Source organism: Kouleothrix sp. (assembly GCF_046328425.1).
Lineage (GTDB): Bacteria > Chloroflexota > Chloroflexia > Chloroflexales > Roseiflexaceae > Kouleothrix.
This window is the reverse complement of sequence record NZ_JAXLWP010000037.1, coordinates 21,702-40,725: the sequence shown is the minus strand read 5'-3', so window position 1 is coordinate 40,725 and position 19,024 is coordinate 21,702. Positions and strand designations below refer to the sequence as shown.

Here is a 19,024-nt window from a genome sequence, read left to right as displayed (position 1 = left end):
AATTTTCTTTTGGATTATGGTGACGGTTCGGGGGCGGCACTGCCGCCCCCGAATCTTTTCTGTCGGCGCCCGGCTTTGCCGGGCGCCGCACAAGAAAACACAAGTGATCAAACGGAGTTGGTATGAGTGGAGCAATCTCGAGTATACTATGGCGGTACGATCGAGCACCGCCACGCAGCGCGAGTAGATTGCAGGCCGCGTTGGACGGCGTAGCCACTCTGCAATCTTGGAATCCGCACGCGCAATGCATCTTGAGCTATGGCAATGGGCGCTGGGCGCGCTCGGCGCCTTTCTTGTCGGCCTCTCGAAGACCGGCATCACCGGCCTGGGCATCCTCAACGTCGCAATCTTCGCGCTGGTGTTCCCCGCCCGCGATTCGGTAGGGCTGGTGCTGGTGATCCTGATCTGCGGCGACCTTGTCGCGGTGTCGACATACCGGCGCGACGCCAGCTGGGGGCACCTGTGGCGGCTGTTTCCGTGGGCGGCGGTGGGCGTAGTGGCCGGCTACTTCGCGCTTGGCCGCGTGAATGACCTGCAGATGCGCCACCTGATCGGCGTGATCCTGCTGGCGCTGGTTGTGTTCCAGTATGTGCGCTCGCGCCGCCCCGCGCCGCCCGAGGGCGAGGCCAGGCCGGCGCGGCCCTGGCTCGCGCCGCTAGCCGGCATCACCGCAGGGTTCACCACGATGGTGGCGAACGCGGCCGGGCCGGTGATGGTGCTATACCTGCTGGCGATGAACCTGCCGAAGATCGTGTTTGTAGGCACAGCGGCGTGGTACTTCCTGGTGATCAACCTGTTCAAGGTACCGTTTAGCGCCTCGCTCGGGCTGATCAACCCCGCCACGCTGAGCGTGTCGCTGTGGCTCGGGCCGTTCGCGGTGCTGGGCGCGCTGGTGGGCCGGCCGATCGTCGAGCGTCTCGACCAGCGGCGCTTCGAGCTGCTGGCGCTGGCGCTGACGTTTGCTGCGGCGCTGGGGATGCTGCGCTAGCGCGAAGAAGGGTCGAGCGCGGCGAGCGCGCGCTCGATCTCAGCGGCCTGGTCGGCGGCCCAGGCGGCCGACCAGGCGCGATGGATGCGCCAGCCCAGCCCGCCGAGCATCTGCTCGCGCAGCCGCTCGCGGTCGCGCGCGGTTGGGGCGGTGCGGTAGTCGTCGCCGTCGCACTCGATGCCCAGCACGAACTGCTCGGGGTGCTGCGCGTCGCGCACGGCGATGTCGATGCGAAACTCCGAGTGGCCGATCTGGCGCGCCAGCATCAGGCCGCGCCGCGCCAGCGCCACCGCGAGCCGATCTTCGAAGCGCGGCTCGAGCGACTGTGCCAGCGGGCGCGCCGCCGGCTCGGCGTGGGGCGCGCGCACCTCGGCGCCGACACCGCCGCCCGGCCCGCCACGGCGCGCGTAGTCGAGGTACTCGCGCAGCAGGCGCGGGCCGGGGTTCTGCACGCGCCGCGTATCGATCGCCTCGGGCAGCAGCGAGCTTACCACCACCACGCAGTCGCGCGCGCGGGTGATCGCCACATTCAGGCGGCGCTCGCCGCCAAGCTGGTTGAGCGGGCCGAAGTTCATCAGCACGCGCCCAGCTGCATCGGGGCCGTAGCCCACGCTGATGATCATCACATCGCGCTCGTCGCCCTGCACGTTCTCGAGGTTTTTGACAAAGAACGGCTCGGGGCGGCTTTCGTCGAGCAGTGGCGCGAGCGACTCGTCGGCGGCGCGGCGGCGCTCAAGCTCGTGCAGCACCGCCAGCTGCTGCGGCTGGCTGAATGTGACCACGCCAAGCGAGCGCTCGGGTGTAGCGCGCCAGCGCTCGATCGCCAGATCGGCCACGCGGCGCGCCTCGGCGGCGTTGGTGCGGCTGGCCTGGCGGTCGTACACGCCGTCGGGCACGTGCACAAAGCTCACGCCGCGCCCAGGCGCCGCCGCCGCGTTCGGGAAGGTCGCGAGCCGCGCGCTGTAGAACTGGCGGTTTGAGAAGGTGATCAGCGCCTCGTCGCGGCTGCGGTAGTGCCAGCGCAAGAGCCGCGTGGGCAGCCCGGCCGCGCTCGCGGCGTCGAGCACGCTTTCGAACAGCTCCGCATCGGCCGCGTCGTCGTCGTCGGGGTCGGGCTCGGCCTCGGCGGCGAAGAAATTTGTCGGCGGCAGCTGGCGGTTGTCGCCCACGACAATCAGCGCGCGGCCGCGCATGATCGCGCCGATCGCGTCCTCGGTGCGGATCTGCGATGCCTCGTCGAAGATCACCAGGTCGAACGGCGCGACCTCGGGGTCGAGGAACTGGCTGACCGAGAGCGGGCTCATCAGCAGGCAGGGCTTGAGCTGGCCGAGCAGCTGCGGGATCTCGCGGAACAGCTGGCGAATGGGCTTGTGGCGGCGCTGTTTCTGCAGCTCGCGGCGCAGCGTGGCAAGCTCGCTGCCAGGCTCGGCCACGGCGTTTAGCGCGGGCCGGCGGCCGGCCAGCATGCGCCGCAGGCGCGCCTGGGCCGCCGGCAGCTGCTCGCGGTCGAGCCGGCGGAAGCGCTCGACCAGCGCGGCGTGGCCCTCGCGGCCAAAGCGGCGCAGCACCGGCATCTGATCGTAGGCGCGGTCGAGCCAGAGCTGGCAGAAGCGCTTGTAGAATGCGCGGCGTGGCTGCGCGGCCGCGGCGGAGTCGTGGCTGAGCGCGTCGAGAATACCCGCCAGGCCCAGCGGCTCGGCCGCGCGGCGCAGCTCGCAGTACTCCCACCAGGTATCGAGGTCGCCCATGCGCTCGAGCAGCAGCGCGCACTGGCTCTGCAGCTCGGCCAGCGGCGCGTGTTCGATCCGCGCGGGGGCGAGCAGTGGATTCGCCAGGCCCAGCTCGTTCACAAACGCCAGCTCGCCGTCGAGCCTGGTGAGCGCGGCGGCAAGTGGCGCGGCGCCGGCCAGCGTGGCGGCGCGCGCGGCGCGATCTGCGGCCAGCTCGGCCAGCGGCGCAGGCAGCGGCTGTCGCAGCGGCAGCGCCAGCAGGCGCGCGGCCCAGTCGGCGTCGGCCGCCAGCGCGTCCCAGTCGGTCGCGGCGCCGTCGAACGCCGGGCCGAGCCGGGCCAGCGCACTGTGCTGGGCGGCAAGCCACTCGCGCGCGGCGCGCAGCTCGATCGCCAGGGCCAGATCGGCCGTGGCGGCCTCGGGGGCAACGTCGGCGCCCGGCAGAGCGTGCGCGCGCAGCGCCGCGATGTCGCGGTGGAACTGCGGGCGCAGCACGCGCGACCACGCGGCGTGCTGCGTGGCGAAGCGCTCGCGCAGCGCGGGCAGATCGAGTGCGAGCAGGCCCTCGTCGTAGCGTGCGAGCAGCCGCGCCTCAAGCGCGGCCAGCTCGCGGAAGCGCCGGCCGGCCTCGGCGATCAGATCGCAGCGCTGGCGCGCGCCCGCCGGCTCGGCCAGCCACTCGGCGGGGGCGGCGCGTGGCTCGCGCAGCAGCACGGCGAGCGCCAGCAGCGCGCGCATATCGGCCAGGCTGCGGGGCGCGGGCATGCCGAGCGTGGCGGCCAGGGCCTCGGCGGGCGGCTGTGGCTCGGCTAGCGCCGCCAGCAAAGCGCGCAGCCGGGCGCGGATGCGCCCGCGCTCTTCAAACGAGCTTGTGGTAATCGCGCAGCCGCGCCAGACATTGCCGGGCATCAGCGCGAGCAGGTCGGCGCGCGCGTCGAGGCGCGTGAGCAGCGCGTCGATCGCGCCCATGCGCGCGGGCGTGTAGCTTTCCAAGTCGCCGAGCGGCGCGTCGAGGTCGGGCGCGTCGTGCAGCAGCCCAAGGCGGCCGTGCGCGCTGAATGGCGTCCAGCCGAGCAGCGGATCGGGCGTGTGCAGCGCCTCGGCGTACAGGTTCAGCTGGTCGCGCGCGGCCGCAAGCTCGGTGTAGGGGAAGGCCGGGTCGGCCGGCGGCGGCGTGGCGGCCAGCGTGGCCCCCAATGCGTCGAGCACGGCGCGCTTGCCGGCCTTGTGGCTGTGCAGCTCGAGGCAGAACTCGCCGAGGCCGCAGGCGTCGAGCCGATCGTACACCACGCGCAGCGCGGCCATCTTCTCGCTGACAAACAGCACGCGCCGGCCAGCCGCGAGCGACTCGGCGATGATGTTGGCGATCGTCTGGCTTTTGCCGGTGCCGGGCGGGCCCTGCAGCACAAAGCTAGCGCCGGCGCGCGCGGCCTCGATCGCCTCGGCCTGGCTCGAGTCGGCGTCGAGCACCTGGTAGCAGTGCTCGGGCGGGCGCGCGTCGAGCGCGAACTGCGGGCCGGGCGTGGCGCCGGCCGGCTGCGGGAGCGGCGCGGCGTCGCCGGCCAGCCGCGCGACAATCGGGTGCTGGGCGGCGGCCTCGGCGGCGCGCTCGAGGTCGGTGTACATCAGCAGCTTGAGGAACGAGAACAGGCCCAGGGCCGAGTCGCGCGCCAGCTGCCAGCCCTCGCGCCCGGCGATCAGCGCCTCGATCTGCTCGAACAGCGCCGCGATCTCCAGCTCGTCGGGGTCGGCGGGCAGCTCGGGCAGCGCCAGCCCGAACTGCTGGCGCAGCTTGTGGGCCAGGGTTGGGTTCAGCGCTACCTCGTCGTCGGCGAGGCGCAGCGAGTAGTGCGCGCCAAGGCTGGGGCGCCGCAGCTCGACCGGCAGCAGCAGCAGTGGCGAGCGCCAGAATGTTTCGCCGGCGCCGGGCGCGAGCCATTCGAGAAAGCCGATCGCCACGTAGAGCACATTCACGCCCTGCTCGCCGGCAATGGTGCGGGCGCGCAGCCGCAGGTTATACAGCGCGCGCTCCTGCTCGGCCGGCGGCCGGTCGGTGGCGAGCTGGCCGGGCGCGGGCGCGGGCGCGGCGATCCGGTCGAGCCGCACGGTCGCGCCGGTGGCGGGCGCGTCCCAGCTCAGCGCCTCGAGGCGCTGCTCGGGCGTCAGCGCGTCGGCGAACTCGAGCGTGCGGCGGCGCACCAGCAGGCCGTAGAGATCGGCGGCGGGCGGGTTGGTGAGCGCCAGCGCCGCGCCGGGCCGCAGGTGCAGCAGGCGATTGCGGCGGCTCAGGTCGAGCAGGCGGCTTTTCCAAGTATCAATCTGTTGGGGTGTACTGGGCATAGCCCGATTGTAGCGCGGCGGGGGTGCGATCGTCAAATCGCGCAAACAGAAAGAAATCTATGGTAGCGGCTTGTCCACTATTGCCGAACTGCCATCGCATATAATAGGCCCGTCTTACACATAAACTAGGGCTATCGAGGAGGTACTATGCTCGGCTCTCATACGACGCTGGCCCAGCGGCTGGCGCCGCGCCAGGGCCTGCTGGCGCGGCCGCTGGTGCGCGACGGCGCGCTGGCGCTGGCAGGGACGCTGCTGCTGACGCTGTGCGCGCGCATCAGCTTTCCGATCCCCACCACACCGGTTCCGGTGACGATGCAGACATTTGCGGTGCTGCTGCTGAGCGCGCTGTACGGCCCGCGCCTCGGCGCCGCGACGATGCTGCTGTACCTGGCCGAAGGGCTCGCCGGCCTGCCCGTGTTCGCGGGCGGGCGCAGCGCGTGGAGCCCGAGCAGCGTTCCGGCGCTGCCGGTGATCATCGGGCCGACGGCGGGCTACCTGCTGTCGTGGCCGGTGGTGGCGCTGCTGGTGGGCGCGCTGGCCGAGCGCGGCTGGGATCGCACGATCCGCTCGGCGCTGCCGGCCATGCTGCTGGGCAGCCTGGTGATTCTGATCTGCGGCTTCGCCTGGCTGGCTGCGGCGACGTGGCTGATCAGCGGCAGGCTGAATGTCGCGGGGCTGCTCGGCGCTGCGGTGCTGCCGTTCCTGCCCGGCGACGCGCTGAAGCTGGTGCTGGCCGCGCTGGCGCTGCCTGGCGGCTGGGCGCTGCTGCGCGATCGGGGCTAGCGCGGCGCTTTCGCGCGGGAAGCTGGACGGGAAAGACAAAGGACGAAGCGGCGTGTTGCCCTTCGTCCTTGTCGTTGGCCGGTGCTGGCCTGTGCCGCCGTTTGGAGCTCGCGCGTGGCGCGCGGTGTGGTGGCGCTAGCGCCGCGCGACCGGCACGAACAGCCAGCTGACGCGCACGTCCACGCGCACGGTGGCGCCGGCAGCGCCGCCATTGCCATCGCTCACGCTGTAGCCGAAGCTGTCGACGCCACGGAAGCCCAGCGGCGGCGTATAGCGCACATCGCCGTCGTCGAGCAGCACCGCGCCGCCGCCGAAGCTCTGCGCGCTTACCGCGCTGATCGCCAGGCCATCGCCCTCGATGTCGCTATCGTTGGCCAGCAGCGCCGCGCCGGCGATGCGCAGCGGGGCGGCGCTGCCGGTGGTGACGCTATCGTCGCGCGCGGTCGGCGGGTCGTTCTGCGGCGTCACTTCGACGCTGGCGACGCGCACCTCGGTGGCGAGCGCGCCGTCGCTCACGCGGTAGGCGAACTGGTCGCCGCCGTAGTAGTTGGCCGGCGGCGTATAGCTGAACGAGCCATCGGCGTTGAGCACGAGCTGGCCGCGCGTGGGCCACTCCACCGCCACCACGCGCAGCGCGTCGCCGTCGGGGTCGCTCGCGCCCAGCAGCAGGCCCGGCGCGGCCACGCTCAGCGGCTGATCTTCGGCGGTAGCGTACGACGCCGCGCTGGCGCTGGGCGGGCTGTTCGTCTCGTAGGCGCCGATGTCGCAGGCCAAACCGTGCGGCCGTGCGCGCTGGAAGATATCGAGCGCGGCGCAGCTGGCATTGTCGCCGGCGTTGATCGCCGGGCTGCCGGCCAGCAGCGGAAACGTGTTCGGCGTACGGTCTACGGCCGGCAGCGGCCCGAGCTGCGGCGCCGTATTCGACATATCGCGCGCGCCGCTGAATCCGCAGCTGGCCTCGCTATCGAGGTTGTGGCCGGCCGACGTGATCGGCCCGGCGCAGCTGGCGGCCGCGCCGTTCTGGCCGATCAGCGTGTTGCCGGCGATCAGCGTGCCGCCGAGGTTGGTGATCGCCGCGCCGGGGCCGGCGGCCTCGTGCGTGTTGGCGGCGAGCGTATCGTTGTTCAGCTGCACCGTCGCGCTGAGCGCCACCGAATACAGCGCGCCGCCGACCTCGGCGCTGTTCAGCGCCAGCGACGCACTGCTGAGCGCCAGCGCGCCGCTGTTGAAGATCGCGCCGCCGTGGCGCGCCTGGCCGGCGCGCAGCTCGGAGCTTGTGACCGTCAGCGCGCTGTCGCCCTCGTCGTTGCCGCTGTAGAGATTGCCGCCGTCGTGGCCGGCGCGGTTCGACTCGAGCACGGTGCCGGTGATGACCGCGGTGGCGGTGTTGTACACGCCGCCGCCATGGCTGTTGGTGGTATTGTCGTGGATCCAGCTGTTGGCAATGGCCAGCAGGCGGCTGCTGCTGATGCCGCCGCCGTAGCCGTTGTAGGTGCTGTTGTTGTTGACGATGCTCTCGCTGATATGGGTGTCGCCGCCGGCGTTGAAGATGCCGCCGCCGCCGCCGTTGCTCTGCCCGGCCAGCCCGGCGGTATTATCGCGGATCACGCTGCCGGCGATGCTGAGCGCGCCGGCCTGGTTGAAGATCGCGCCGCCGTCGCCGCCGGCGGTGTTGTAGGCCAGCTCGGTGCTCTCGAGCGCCAGCACGCCGCGGTTGAAGATCGCGCCGCCATCGAGATCGGCCAGGCTCGATCCGCCGTGGCGCAGCGAGAGCCGCGCGAGCGCGAGCGCGGCGCCGGGGTGAATATCGAACACGCGGTCGCCGAGCGCGCTCGCGTCGATTACCGTGGCGTCGCGGTCGGCGCCCTGGATGCTGATGTGCGCGGCGATATCGAGATCGCCGGCCTGGTTGAGGTCTTCGTCGCGGCCGGCGAGCGTGAGCGTGTAGGTGCCTGCGGCGAGAATAATCGTCGTGCTGGCGCCGCCGGCCGGGCAGGTATCGACCTGAGCATTGGCGTCAGCGGCCTGGATGGCCTCGCGCAGCGAGCAGGCGCCATCGGCGGCGAGCGTGTCGGCAAACGTATCGACGCCGATCGTCGCGGCGTGGGCGGGGGCGGCGGGCGCCAGCGCGGCAGGCAGTGCGAGCAGGAGAGCGAGAGGGGCGAGCTTGCGGAGGAGCGGCATACCTGGTTCCATTCAGTTCCACGCGGCACGGCCGCGGTACTACACTGTGACGCATCAGGAATACCGCGACCATGCCGTGGAAGATACGTGGCTACAGATCGAGCCGCACCTTCGCGCCGAAGTTCTTCTTCTCCTTGCTGGTGAAATAGGTCGCGCACGCGGCGTCGAGCAGGTCGGCGCTGAGCGTCACGGTCTCCATATTGTACTTCGCGATCGCCATCGCCTGCAGCAGCAAGTCGCGCGGCTGGCACATGCGCAGCGGCCGGCTGTCGGGGCGGTACCACTTCGCCAGCAGGTAGTCGAGCGCGCGGTCGTCGTAGGGCACCTTGTAGACGCGGCACATAATCTTCCAGATCTCGCGCCACTGCCCCTCGGTCGGGTCGATGATCTCGAACTTGAACTTGATACGACGAAGCAATGCGTCATCTCCAAGATCATTTGGATCGAGGTTGGTCGAGAACATGATCAGCTGGTCGAACGGGATCTGCAGCTTCTTGCCGGTGACGGTGGTGAGGAAGTCGTAGCGCTTCTCGAGCGGCACAATCCAGCGGTTGAGCAGGTCGAACACGCGCACCTGCTGGCGGCCGAAGTCGTCAATCAGGAAGATCCCGCAGTTGGCCTTCATCTGGAACGGCGCCTCGTAGATGCGCGACTCCTTGTTGTAGATCAGCCCGAGGCCATCGAGCGTCAGCTCGCCGCCGGTGATCACCACCGGGCGGCTGATGCGCACCCAGCGCCGGTCATACTCCAGATCGGCCGGCAGCTCTTTCTTTGGCGGCTCGTGGACGATCGAGTCGTACAGCTTGATCACCGCGCCGTCGGCGTACACCGTGTGAGGGATAAAGATATCGTCGCCCATGAGGTGGGTGATCCGCTCGGCGATGGTCGTCTTGCCGTTGCCGGGGAAGCCGAACAGCATCACCGACGAGGCCGAGTTGACGGCGGGGCCGACCTGGTTGAGGATCGACTCGTCGATCACCAGGCCCTGGAATGCCTCGCGGATGTTGCGGCGCGTCACAACAACGTCTTTGACGGTCTGAGCCTTCACCGAGGCGATCCAGTCGTCGAGCGGCACCGGGCAGGGGCCGGCGTACATGGTTTTGAGCAGCGCGTCGGCGGCGGCCTGCACCCCGCGCGGCGTGAGCACATACTCGTAGTTGACGTCGCCATAGCCGCGCTGGCCGGCGATATCGATCAGTTCCTGGGCGCGCAGCTCTTTGAGCAGCACGTCGATGATGCCGTAGGGCAGGCGCATATCGTCGACGAGATCGAGGCCGGTGATGCGCCCCTTGTTGTAGATGATCCGCGTAAGGTGCTCGTAGAGGAACGTGCGGTTGAGCCCGCTGGCCTCGATGGTCTCGGGCTGGGCCGGCGTGAAGGAATTCGAGAGCCGGGGCATCGCAACCTCGTCGGTGGGCGGCGGGTCGCCGATCGCGCGCGTGCCGGCGAGGCTGACGCCTTTGGCGCGGGCGTCGGCCACGGCGCGCTCGAGCTCGTCTTTGTGGAACAGCAGGTGCAGCAGCGCGTCCTGGTCGTCGGCCGCCTGGGCGCGCTTGATGCAATCGTAGACGGCGCGGGCCACGAGGTACTTCACGCCGTCGATATACATATGGTGCGGGTACTCGCCGGCGCGGACGTAGCAGTCGCGCGGGTGGTTGGGCTTGGCCTGAAGCTCCTCGTAGGAGCGCTGGTCGATCAGGATGCGCATGCGGTTTCCTCTGGCTAGCGTGTAGTTGTCGGGCGTCCGGCATCAGTATATGTTGGGCGCGGCGGGAAGAGAATAGGCCGATGGTCATCTTGGGGGGTGTTACTTGTGGGGGGGCTGCGCCTGTTTTCGGGGGGCTACGCGCCCCCGTGCCCCTGCGAGGGCTTCGGGGGGTGCTGCGCGCCCCCGTGCCCCTGCGAGGGCTTGCGGGGGGATGCGCGCCCCCGTGCCCCTGCGAGGGCTTGCGGGGGCTGCGCCCCCGTGCCCCTGCTCTTCGCCAGAGGGGTTTCGGGAGCTACGCGCCCCCGTGCCCCGCGGCAGAGGGCGGTCGCTCGCCCTCTGCACTCCCGCGCTGGGGCTAGCGCCCCAGGCCCCGTAATGAATGCCGCCGCTGTTGCTATGCCGGTGGCGGATGCCTCGTGGCGCGAGCGCGGGTGTGGGTTTGCCCTGAGGCATGCGCGTCTGACGTTGCTACTGGCACGGGCTTCGCTCACTCGCTCTGCGCTCCCTCGCTCCCACGCTCTCCGCTCCTACACGCCCAGCGGATCTTTGATCGCGCCGCGGTCGGTGAGCGGCGTGTCGGCGCCGGGGCGCGCGGGCGGCTGGCTGGCCTTCTCGACGCGCACCGCGCAGACTTTGAAGTCGGGGATTTTGGCGCGCTTGTCGAGCCGTGGGTCGGTGAGGGTGTTGGCGGCGGCCTCGGCGAAGTGGAACGGGATGAACACCACGCCCTCGGGCGAGCGGCCCGTCACCAGCAGGCGCGCGGTGATGCTGCCGCGCCGGCTGGCGATCGCCAGCCAGTCGCCGGTGGCCAGGCCGTGGCGCGCGGCGTCGTGCGGATGCATCTCGACAGTGCACTCGGGCCAGATCTGCGTAAGCGCCGATGCGCGCGTGAGCGTGCCGCCGTGCCAGTGGTACAGCACGCGGCCGGTGTTCAGCGAGAGCGGGTACTCGTCGTCGGGCTGCTCGCTGGTGGCGCTGTAGCTCGCGCTGATGAACAGGCCCCTGCCGCGCGGGAAATCTTCGCTGAACAGAAATGGGCTGCCGGGGTGATCGGGCGTGGGGCAGGGCCAGTGCAGGCCGCCCGCGTCGTCGAGCCGGGCGTAGCTAATCCCGCCGAACTCAGGCGTGACGGCGCGCATCTCGTCCCACACCTCCGAGGGGTGCTCGTAGGTCCACTGGCGGCCGAGCGCGGCGGCCTGGGCGACGATCGCCGCGTCGTGGGCGGCGGTGGGCGCGGCGGGGTGGGCGGCAGCCTCGGCGGCGATCAGGCGAATCGTGCGGCGCGCCAGATCCGAGACGATCGCCCAGTCGGGGCGGGCCTGGCCGGGGGCGGGCACGGCGCGGCGCACGCGCTGCACGCGCCGGTCGGAGTTGGTGAAGGTGCCGTCCTTCTCGGCAAAGGCCGCCGCCGGCAAGATCACGTCGGCGTAGACGTTCGTCTCGGTGAAGAAGATGTCCTGGGCGACGAAGAACTCGAGCTGCTCGACGGCGTGGCGCGCGTGGTTGAGGTGCGGCTCGCTCATGAGCGGGTTTTCGCCCATCACATACCATGCGCGCACCTCGCCGGTCAGCACGCCGTCGACCATCTCGGTGGTGGTGAGGCCAGGCGCGGCGGGCAGCGGCACGCGCCAGGCGCGCTCGAATACCTCGCGCACGTCGGGGCTGGTGACGGGCTGGTAGGTGGTGTAGAACGCCGGGATGCCGCCGGCGTCGGAGCAGCCCTGGACGTTGTTCTGGCCGCGCAGCGGGTTGAGGCCGGTGCCGGGCCGGCCGATATGGCCGCACAGCAGCGCAAGATTGATCAGCGAGAGCGCGTTGTCGGTGCCGTGGCTGCTCTGGCTGATGCCCATGCCCCAGTAGATCGCGGCGCGGCCGGCCCTGGCGTACATGCGCGCGGCGGCGCGGATGTCGGCGGCGGGCACGCCGGTGATCGGCTCGGCCCACTCGGGCGTGGCGTCTTCGAGGCTGCTGATATACTCGGCGAAGCCCTCGGTGCGCTCGGCGACGAACTGCTGGTTGTATAAACCCTCCTCGACGATCACGTGGGCCATGGCGCTGAACAGCGCCACGTCGCTGCCGGGCTTCTGGCGCAGCCACAGCGTCGCGAAGCGCGTCATCTCGGTCTGCCGCGGGTCGATCACGATCAGCTGCGCCTGGTTGCGGCGCACGGCGTGCTTGAGGAACGTGGCGATCACCGGGTGGTTCTCGGCGGTGTTCGAGCCGGTGATTACGAAGCACTCGAGATCTTTCATCTCGGCGATGGCGTTGCTCATGGCGCTCGAGCCGATCGCCATCTGCAGGCCGACCACGCTGGCGGCGTGGCACAGGCGCGTGCAGTGATCGATGTTGTTGGTGCCGATCACCGCGCGCAGGTACTTCTGAAGCAGGTAGTTGTCTTCGTTGGTGGCCTTGGCGCAGGCGTTGGCGGTGATGCAGCCGGGGCCGTACGCCCAGCGCAGCTCGGCCATGCGGCGCGCCACCAGCTCGAGCGCCTCGTCCCAGCTGGCCTCACGCCACTCGCCGGGCGAGCTGGCGGCGGTGCGCGCGCCGGGGCGCTGCGGCACGCGGCGGATGAGCGGCGTGGTGAGGCGCCTGGGGCTGTGCACGTAGTCGGCGCCGAAGCGGCCCTTGACGCACAGCCGGCCATAGTTTGGCGCGGCCTCGAATGGCGCCTCGATGCGGATGATCCGCTCGTCTTTGATGTTCAGATCGAGCTGGCATCCCACGCCGCAGTAGGCGCATGTGGTGCGAACTGTGCGATCGGCTTGCATGAGCTATCACCTCATTACTTTGTGAATGAAGTTTTCTTCTCTTCTAGGGCTTACGCAGCTGGCGCCCTCAGCCCTTCGGCAGAGCGGTACTCTTCATCTTTGGAATCTGCGTAATCTGTGGATTACCCAGCCTGTTTCTCTCTTTCAAACTCGACCTTGCCCTTGAGCGCGCCGGTGGGGCAGACGCCTACGCAGTTGCCGCAGAACACGCAGCTGGTGTCGGGCATGTCTTCGCCGAAGGCCGTGCCGACGTGGCTGGCGAGGCCGCGGCCGCCCCAGGTGAGCGCGTAGGTGAACTGCACGTCGTCGGCGCACACCTGGATGCAGCGCCAGCACATGATGCACTGCGAGTAGTCGCGGATGTAGAACGGGTTGTCGTCGTACAGCGGGATATCGCGGCGCCGGCCGCCGCCGAAGCGCGCGGCGTCGGCGCCGTAGCGCGCGATCTGCGCCTGGATCTCGGGCGCGTCGTGCAGGTCGACGGCCGATGCCAGCAGCTCGAGGATGACGCGCCGCGCGGTATTCACGCGCTCGCTCTCGGTGTTCACGACCATGTTTGGCGCCACCTGGACGACGCAGGCCGGCTGGAGCACGCGCGCACCCTGAACTTCGACGGCGCACATCCGGCAGACGGCGTTGGGTGTGAGGCTTGGGTGGTAGCAGATCGTCGGGATCTCGACGCCGGCGGCGCGCGCGGCCGCGAGGATGGTGCTGCCCGGCGCGGCCTGCACCGGCTGGCCGTTGATCGTCAGCGCGATCGTGTTGGCTGGTTCGCTGCTCACTGGTTGCTCCTCGCGCGAAAGGCGCATGCTCATCTCTTCCGAAGCCACGGCGGCCCTGCGTCAGCCATGCTCCTGGTGGGCCGCGAGCGCGCGCAGCAGGCCGGCGCGCCCCACCAGCCCTACCAGGCGCTCGTCGGCGTCGACCACGGGCATGCGCGTGACCTGCGCCTGCATGAGCTGGCGGATCGCGTCGACGATCGGCGTATCGGCGCGCACGCTGATTGCCGGGCTGGTCATCACGTCGGCGGCGTGGCGGCCGCGCAGCGCCAGCTCGCGCTCCTCGGGGCGCTCGCCGCGCCCGAGCCAGCGCGCCAGCCGCCGCAGCCCGGCCGGCTCGGCGTGGCCGGCGCGCCCGGCGCGCTTGAGCACGTCGCCGTCGGTGATAATGCCGGCGACGCGGCCATCGGCGCCGACGACCACGACGCGCTGGCGCGCCGACTCGTGCAGCCGCTCGATCACGTCGGCGAGGGGCGTGTCGGGGCGCACCGTGGGCACGTCGCGCAGCATTACCTCGGCCACCGTCTGCGGCGAGCCTGCCGGCAGCTGCACTGCGTCGTCGGGGCGTTGGCGCATGCCCTCGGCGACGGTGTCGAGCAGATCGCCACGGCTGAGCATGCCAACCAGCCGGCCGTCGGCGTCGAGCACCGGGGCGCGCTTGAGATCGCGCGAGGCCAGCAGCTGCGCGGCCTGCGCGAGCGAGGCCCCCGCCGGCAGCCACGCGGGCGCGGGCGTCATCAGGTCGGCGGCGCGGTGGGGCTGCCCGGCGAGCCCGGCGACTGCCGCAGCGCGATCGGACGGCGGCAGCGCCTGCTGCAGGGCTACCGGCAGATCGAGCCGGCCGCGACGCAGCAGGTCGCCGTCGGTGATCACGCCAACCAGCCGGCCGTGCGCGTCGGCTACCGGCACGGCGCGCACCGCGCGGTCGATCAGCAGCGCGACGATCTCGGCGACGGGCGTGTCGGGCGATACGCTAGCGATCTCGCGCTTCATCACGTCGGCGACCGTGAGGTGTGGCGGGAACGGGCCGGCGTGGTGCGGCGCGTGCTTCAGCACTGTCACCGGCAGCGCGGTGATCAGGCCCTCGCCTACCATGGCGGCGATCGTCGGCATCACCGCAGCAATGCGGTCGGCGCGGTCGACAAACGTCACGACGATCGGCAGGTCGCCGCTAAGCTCGACCAGCGAGGCGGTGTGGATGCGGCTGCTGGCGCCGTAGCCGGCCAGGCCGCGCAGCGCTGTGGCGCCGGCCACGCCGGCGTGGCGCAGCGTGCTCAGGAGCGCCAGGTGCAGCGGCTGGCCGTGCCACTGGTCGCTCTCGCCGATGAAGATCCAGACCTGCTGGTGCGTATTGCTCGGTTCCATGGTCGCCTCCCGGGCTGGCTTTCGGTGTTTGCCTGCGGCAGCAAGCTACGTGCGAATTCTTAGAGCGGCAGCGCGCGCGCCAGCGCCGCGCCGGCCACCACGGCCGCCACGCCGAGCGCCACGCTGCCAAGCAGGTAGGCGCCGCCTGCCAGGTAGCTGCCCTTTGTGAGCAGGCCAACCGCCTCGTAGCTGAACGTCGAGAAGGTTGTGTAGCTGCCGCAGAAGCCGGTGGCTACCAGCAGGCGCAGCTGCGGGCTGATCGCGAGCCGCTCGGTGGCGAGCGTCAGGAAGCAGCCGAGGATGAAGCTGCCCGAGACGTTGATGATCAGCGTGCCATACGGGAACGCCGGGCCGAACAGCGACGCGGCCCACAGGCTGCCATAGTAGCGCAGCGCCGCGCCAACCGTGGCGCCAAGCGCCAGGATCAGGATGGTGCTCACAGATGATGTCCTTGAGAAGATACTCATCGTCTTGCTTGGGCCCTACCTGGTTGTCTGGGTTTCCTTCGATGGGTATGTGCTGCGCATGCCTGGTTGTCCGGGTTTCCTTCGATGTGTTGGTGACCTCGTGACCGCCGAAGGGGCCTGCACGACGGCTGGGTTGGTGCCTCGTGACGAGTTCGGGGGCTACGCGCCCCCGTGCCCCGCGGCAGGGGCGTGCCGAGGCCCCAGCACCCCCGGGGGGCGTTGCCCCAGACCCCTTCCATGGCGCGATCTCCCACTCGAACGTGGCGGCGCATGCCTTGTGCGGCGGCGAGGGGCGGTGCGCGCCGCGCGCGCTGCGTAGGTTTGTGCCCCCGTGTCGCGTGAAAGGGCGCGATCTCCAACTCGAACGTGGCGGCGCATGCCTTGTGCGGCGGCGAGGGCTGATGCGCTGCGCCGATTGGATAGCGCCGCCGGGCGCGCTGCGTAGGTTTGTGCCCCCGTGTCGCTTGAAAGGGCGCGATCGCCTATTCGAACGTGGTAGCGCATTACCGTGTCAACAATGTTCCCCTGGCATTCAATGTCATGGTGAGCGAAGCGAACCATCTCGACGAACATCGCTGAAGAGAGCGTTGAGGGAGTGAAGCCGCGTTCCGCATGATAGGGACGTTCGATGGCCCAGCGAATACAAGATCACGTCACTGACAGTGTGAGCATGCCCCATGCGGCGGCGAGGGCTGGTGCGCTGCGCGGGGGCATGGGCCACAGGCCGCCGATGCGGTACTGCGCCGCTTGGTACACGGCCGTCAGCCGAGCAGATCGGGCCAGCGGCGGCGCGCGCTCACGATCGCCAGCGCAGCGGCCTGGCCAAGGCCGCAGATACTCGCATCGCTCATCACCTGGCCAAGCTCGGCCAGCGCGATCGTATCGCCGGGCTGGCCGTGCCGACGCGCCGCGCGGCGCAGGATCTCGGCCTGGCGCTGCGTGCCGATCTGGCACGGGTAGCACTTGCCGCAGCTCTCGTGCGCGAAGAACTCGCCGATGCGCGCCAGCACCTCGCGCATGTCGACGCTGTCGTCGAAGACCATGATCGTGCCGGCGCCGATCGTGCCGCCGACCAGCCGGAAGCCCTCGAAGCTCAGCGGCGTGTCGAGGTGCTCGGCGGTGAGGAACGCGCCGGCCGCTCCGCCGGTGAGCACTGCCTGGAGCGCGCGCCCCGGCCGCAGCCCGCCGGCCAGGTCGTCGATCAGGTGGCGCAGCGGAACGCCGAATGGCACCTCGTAGACGCCGGGGCGCCGCACCGAGCCGCTGACGGCGAACAGCTTGGTGCCGGCCGAGTCGGGCGTGCCGAGGTTGGCGTACCAGCGCCCGCCGTAGAGAATGATCGGCGGCACTTTGGCGAGCGTCTCGACGTTGTTGATCGCGGTGGGGCGGCCCCACAGGCCGGCGGTGGTCGGGAAGGGCGGCTTGAGCCTGGGGAAGCCGCGCTTGCCCTCGATGCTCTCCATCAGCGCGGTTTCTTCGCCGCAGATGTACGCGCCCGCGCCGCGCCGCAGCTCGATCGTGCAGCTGAACGCGCTGCCGAGGATGCGCTCGCCGACGTAGCCGGCGAGCGCCAGCTGCTCGATCGCGGCGGCCAGGCGCTCGTAGCCGGGGCGGTACTCGCCGCGCACGTATACAAAGCCGCGCTCAGCGCCGACGGCGTAGCACGCCAGCAGCAGCCCTTCGAGCACGCGCAGCGGGTCGTTCTCGATTAGCACGCGGTCTTTGAACGCGCCGGGCTCGCTCTCGTCGGCGTTGCAGATCACGTAGCGCGGCCCCGGCGGGTTGCTGGCGGTGAGCTGCCACTTCTGGCCGGCGGGGAAGGCCGCGCCGCCACGGCCCACCAGCCTGCTCTCCTTGACCTCGTCGATCACCTGGGCCGGCGCCATGGTGCGCAGCGCCTTTTCGAGCGCGGCCAGGCCGCCCTGCGCGCGGTAGGCCTCGAGGTTGGCCGGGGCAGCCAGGCCGGCGTTCGCGAGCGCGACTTTGATCTGGCCGCCGAATGCCTGGCGCTCGGGCGGCGGGTCGTCGCCCAGCAATCGCTCGGGGGCGGCCGGGTCGAGCGGCGCGTAGCGGCGCAGGTTCGCCAGCGCGGCCGGCGCGCGGTCGCACAGGCCCAGGCAGCGCACCGGCTCGACGGTATACGCGCCGTCGGCGGTTGTCTCGCCCGGCCGCACGCCCAGGCGACGGCACACTCCCTCGGTGAGCGCGTCGGCGCCGGCCAGCGCGCACGCGGCGTCCTGGCAGATGCGCAGGATCGTGCGGCCGACCGGCTGGGTGTGGAACATCTCGTAGAACTCGGTGACGCCGTAGACGTCGGCCACGGGCAGGCCGAGCCGCGAGGCCACGCGCTCGACGGCCGGGCGCGGCAGCCAGCCGCCGAAGATCGCCTGGGCCTCGTGCAGCACCTCGAGCAGCCCGGCGCGGCCCTGTGGCGCGTAGCGCGCCAGCACGCCTTCGAGCAGCGCAAACGTGGGCGCCACGCCGCCAAGCTCATCCCAGCGGGCGCCGGCCCACTCGCGCAGCGCCGGCAGGTCGGCGGCGAACGCCGGCGCGAGGCCGACATCGTACTTGCGCTGCCAGTCGAGGTCGGCGAGGGCAGCGCCGCTGAACTCGGCGCCGTCTTTCAGGCGCACGAAGCGGAACAGGCCGTAGCGCTCGGCCAGCGCGCGGCGCGGCGCAAGCGCGGCGGCGTCGAGGCCGGGCACGGCGCGCGCGGCGGCGAGCCCCGCGTCGACCCAGCGGTCTGATCGGATCTGCCCGCCGTCGCCAGTCGCGGCGTCGGCAAACACTTTCAGCCAGAACAGCGCCGCGCGGTCGACATCGCCCGCGCGGAGGTCGTCGCCAAGCTGTTCGAGGCGCGCCCGCAGATCGGCGTTCATAGGTTGCTCCGTGGCAGAAGCTCGGTGAAGTGGCGGAATTATAGCATATTCGCCACGCCAGGAGCCGCCAGCTGTTGCATATGCTGCACCAGCGGCGGCTGATGCAGGCGGCGCGTGCTATACTTGCGGCGTCGATCCGGCGGCTGGCGGCGTAGGCGGCGTCGCCGACGCGTGCTGCCGCAAGCCACACGGTACGTACGATCTTCGGTGCTATGAAGGCGGCGCCTGCGCCACCGTCGCAGCACCGTACGCACAAAAGCAGCGCTCTGCCGAAGCCAAAAACGCCGACTGTGTAGGCCGTCTGGCAACAGGAGCACAATGGCACACGATCCCTTAACCAGCGCCGTGGTGCTGGCGGGTGGGCTGAGCCGCCGGCTCGGCCACGACAAGCGCCGCCTGCAGCTGTGGGGCGCGGCCGGGCCGACGCTGCTGGCGCACGTGGTTGGGCTGGCCGGCCGGCTATGCGACGACGTCGTGGCCGTGCTGAACGATCCGGACGACTGGGCCGGCCTGCCGGCGCGGATCACGCCCGATCTGTACGCCGACGGCGGCTCGCTTGGCGGGATCTACAGCGGCCTGCTGGCCGCGCGCCACGAGTACGCACTGGTGGTGGCCTGCGACATGCCGCTGCTGAGCGAGGCGCTGCTGGCGGCCATGCTTGCGCGCCCGCGCGACTACGACGTGCTCGCGCCGCGCTCGCTCGAGGCCGGCGCGACGCGCAACCGGCTGGGGCTGGAGACGCTGCACGCGCTGTATGGCAAGCGCTGCCTCGCGCCCATGCGCGCCGCGCTCGAAAGCGGCCGCCGCCAGATCGCCACATTCTTCCCCGAAGTGCGCGTGGCGGTGATCGAGCCCGACGAGACGCTGCGCTACGACCCGCTGGGCCGCTCGTTTGTGAATGTCAACACGCCCGAGCAGGCCGCCGCGGTTGCGGCGTGGCTCGAAGACGCGAAGTAGGCTGTTGCACCATACGCAACCAGGGCGGTTGCAGCCGGTTTTGAGTTCCGGTATACTCTGGCGCACTTCCCCG

Annotated in this window: 11 protein-coding genes; 3 read left to right on the top strand and 8 right to left on the bottom strand. The window is 70.7% G+C overall.

Going from position 1 to position 19,024, the window contains the following annotated elements; translation table 11 throughout:
* Positions 1-244: 244 nt before the first annotated feature.
* Positions 245-988 (top strand): sulfite exporter TauE/SafE family protein, encoded by a 744-nt coding sequence (locus U0177_RS25870; RefSeq protein WP_409573566.1) that lies wholly within the window; start codon positions 245-247, stop codon positions 986-988.
* Here U0177_RS25870 and U0177_RS25865 read toward each other — a convergent pair.
* A complete protein-coding gene (locus tag U0177_RS25865) occupies positions 985-5,058 on the bottom strand; it encodes a DUF4011 domain-containing protein (protein WP_409573565.1) in 4,074 nt (1,357 codons plus the stop codon). The two genes, U0177_RS25870 and U0177_RS25865, sit on opposite strands and share 4 nt — an antisense overlap.
* A 147-nt stretch (positions 5,059-5,205) precedes the next feature.
* On the opposite strand from U0177_RS25865, the gene U0177_RS25860 reads away from it, so the two are divergent.
* Positions 5,206-5,841, top strand: a complete 636-nt coding sequence (locus U0177_RS25860; RefSeq protein ID WP_409573564.1) for a biotin transporter BioY — start codon at positions 5,206-5,208, stop codon at positions 5,839-5,841.
* A gap of 135 nt (positions 5,842-5,976) precedes the next feature.
* On the opposite strand, the gene U0177_RS25855 is transcribed toward U0177_RS25860, so the two are convergent.
* From U0177_RS25855 to U0177_RS25825, 7 genes are all read right to left on the bottom strand, one after another.
* On the bottom strand, positions 5,977-8,025 hold the full coding sequence (locus U0177_RS25855) for a cadherin-like domain-containing protein (RefSeq protein WP_409573563.1): 2,049 nt from the start codon (positions 8,023-8,025) through the stop codon (positions 5,977-5,979).
* A gap of 91 nt (positions 8,026-8,116) precedes the next feature.
* Positions 8,117-9,733, bottom strand: coding sequence for an ATP-binding protein (locus tag U0177_RS25850; RefSeq protein ID WP_409573562.1), 1,617 nt, complete (start codon positions 9,731-9,733; stop codon positions 8,117-8,119).
* Between the two features lie 527 nt (positions 9,734-10,260).
* Entirely contained in the window at positions 10,261-12,504 is a 2,244-nt protein-coding gene (locus U0177_RS25845; protein ID WP_409573561.1) for a molybdopterin oxidoreductase family protein, read from the bottom strand.
* 122 nt (positions 12,505-12,626) lie between these two features.
* Positions 12,627-13,286, bottom strand: a complete 660-nt coding sequence (locus U0177_RS25840; protein WP_409573560.1) for a 2Fe-2S iron-sulfur cluster-binding protein — start codon at positions 13,284-13,286, stop codon at positions 12,627-12,629.
* A gap of 60 nt (positions 13,287-13,346) precedes the next feature.
* A complete protein-coding gene (locus U0177_RS25835) occupies positions 13,347-14,648 on the bottom strand; it encodes a DUF190 domain-containing protein (protein WP_409573559.1) in 1,302 nt (433 codons plus the stop codon).
* Between the two features lie 59 nt (positions 14,649-14,707).
* Complete coding sequence (crcB, locus tag U0177_RS25830) at positions 14,708-15,088, bottom strand: fluoride efflux transporter CrcB (protein WP_409573558.1); 381 nt, start codon at positions 15,086-15,088, stop codon at positions 14,708-14,710.
* Positions 15,089-15,876: 788 nt separating this feature from the next.
* Entirely contained in the window at positions 15,877-17,994 is a 2,118-nt protein-coding gene (locus U0177_RS25825; protein WP_409573557.1) for an NAD(P)H-dependent oxidoreductase subunit E, read from the bottom strand.
* 318 nt (positions 17,995-18,312) lie between these two features.
* Between U0177_RS25825 and U0177_RS25820 the strand changes: the two genes are divergently transcribed.
* Complete coding sequence (locus U0177_RS25820; RefSeq protein ID WP_409573556.1) at positions 18,313-18,951, top strand: molybdenum cofactor guanylyltransferase; 639 nt, start codon at positions 18,313-18,315, stop codon at positions 18,949-18,951.
* Positions 18,952-19,024: the final 73 nt, after the last annotated feature.

Bases quoted from the DNA above. Each gene is read 5' to 3' on its own strand.
- U0177_RS25845 (WP_409573561.1), bottom strand. From the start codon at position 12,504: ATGCAAGCCGATCGCACAGTTCGCACCACATGCGCCTACTGCGGCGTG.
- U0177_RS25835 (WP_409573559.1), bottom strand. From the start codon at position 14,648: ATGGAACCGAGCAATACGCACCAGCAGGTCTGGATCTTCATCGGCGAG.
- U0177_RS25825 (WP_409573557.1), bottom strand. From the start codon at position 17,994: ATGAACGCCGATCTGCGGGCGCGCCTCGAACAGCTTGGCGACGACCTC.
- U0177_RS25860 (WP_409573564.1), top strand. From the start codon at position 5,206: ATGCTCGGCTCTCATACGACGCTGGCCCAGCGGCTGGCGCCGCGCCAG.
- U0177_RS25870 (WP_409573566.1), top strand. From the start codon at position 245: ATGCATCTTGAGCTATGGCAATGGGCGCTGGGCGCGCTCGGCGCCTTT.
- U0177_RS25865 (WP_409573565.1), bottom strand. From the start codon at position 5,058: ATGCCCAGTACACCCCAACAGATTGATACTTGGAAAAGCCGCCTGCTC.
- U0177_RS25855 (WP_409573563.1), bottom strand. From the start codon at position 8,025: ATGCCGCTCCTCCGCAAGCTCGCCCCTCTCGCTCTCCTGCTCGCACTG.
- U0177_RS25850 (WP_409573562.1), bottom strand. From the start codon at position 9,733: ATGCGCATCCTGATCGACCAGCGCTCCTACGAGGAGCTTCAGGCCAAG.
- U0177_RS25820 (WP_409573556.1), top strand. From the start codon at position 18,313: ATGGCACACGATCCCTTAACCAGCGCCGTGGTGCTGGCGGGTGGGCTG.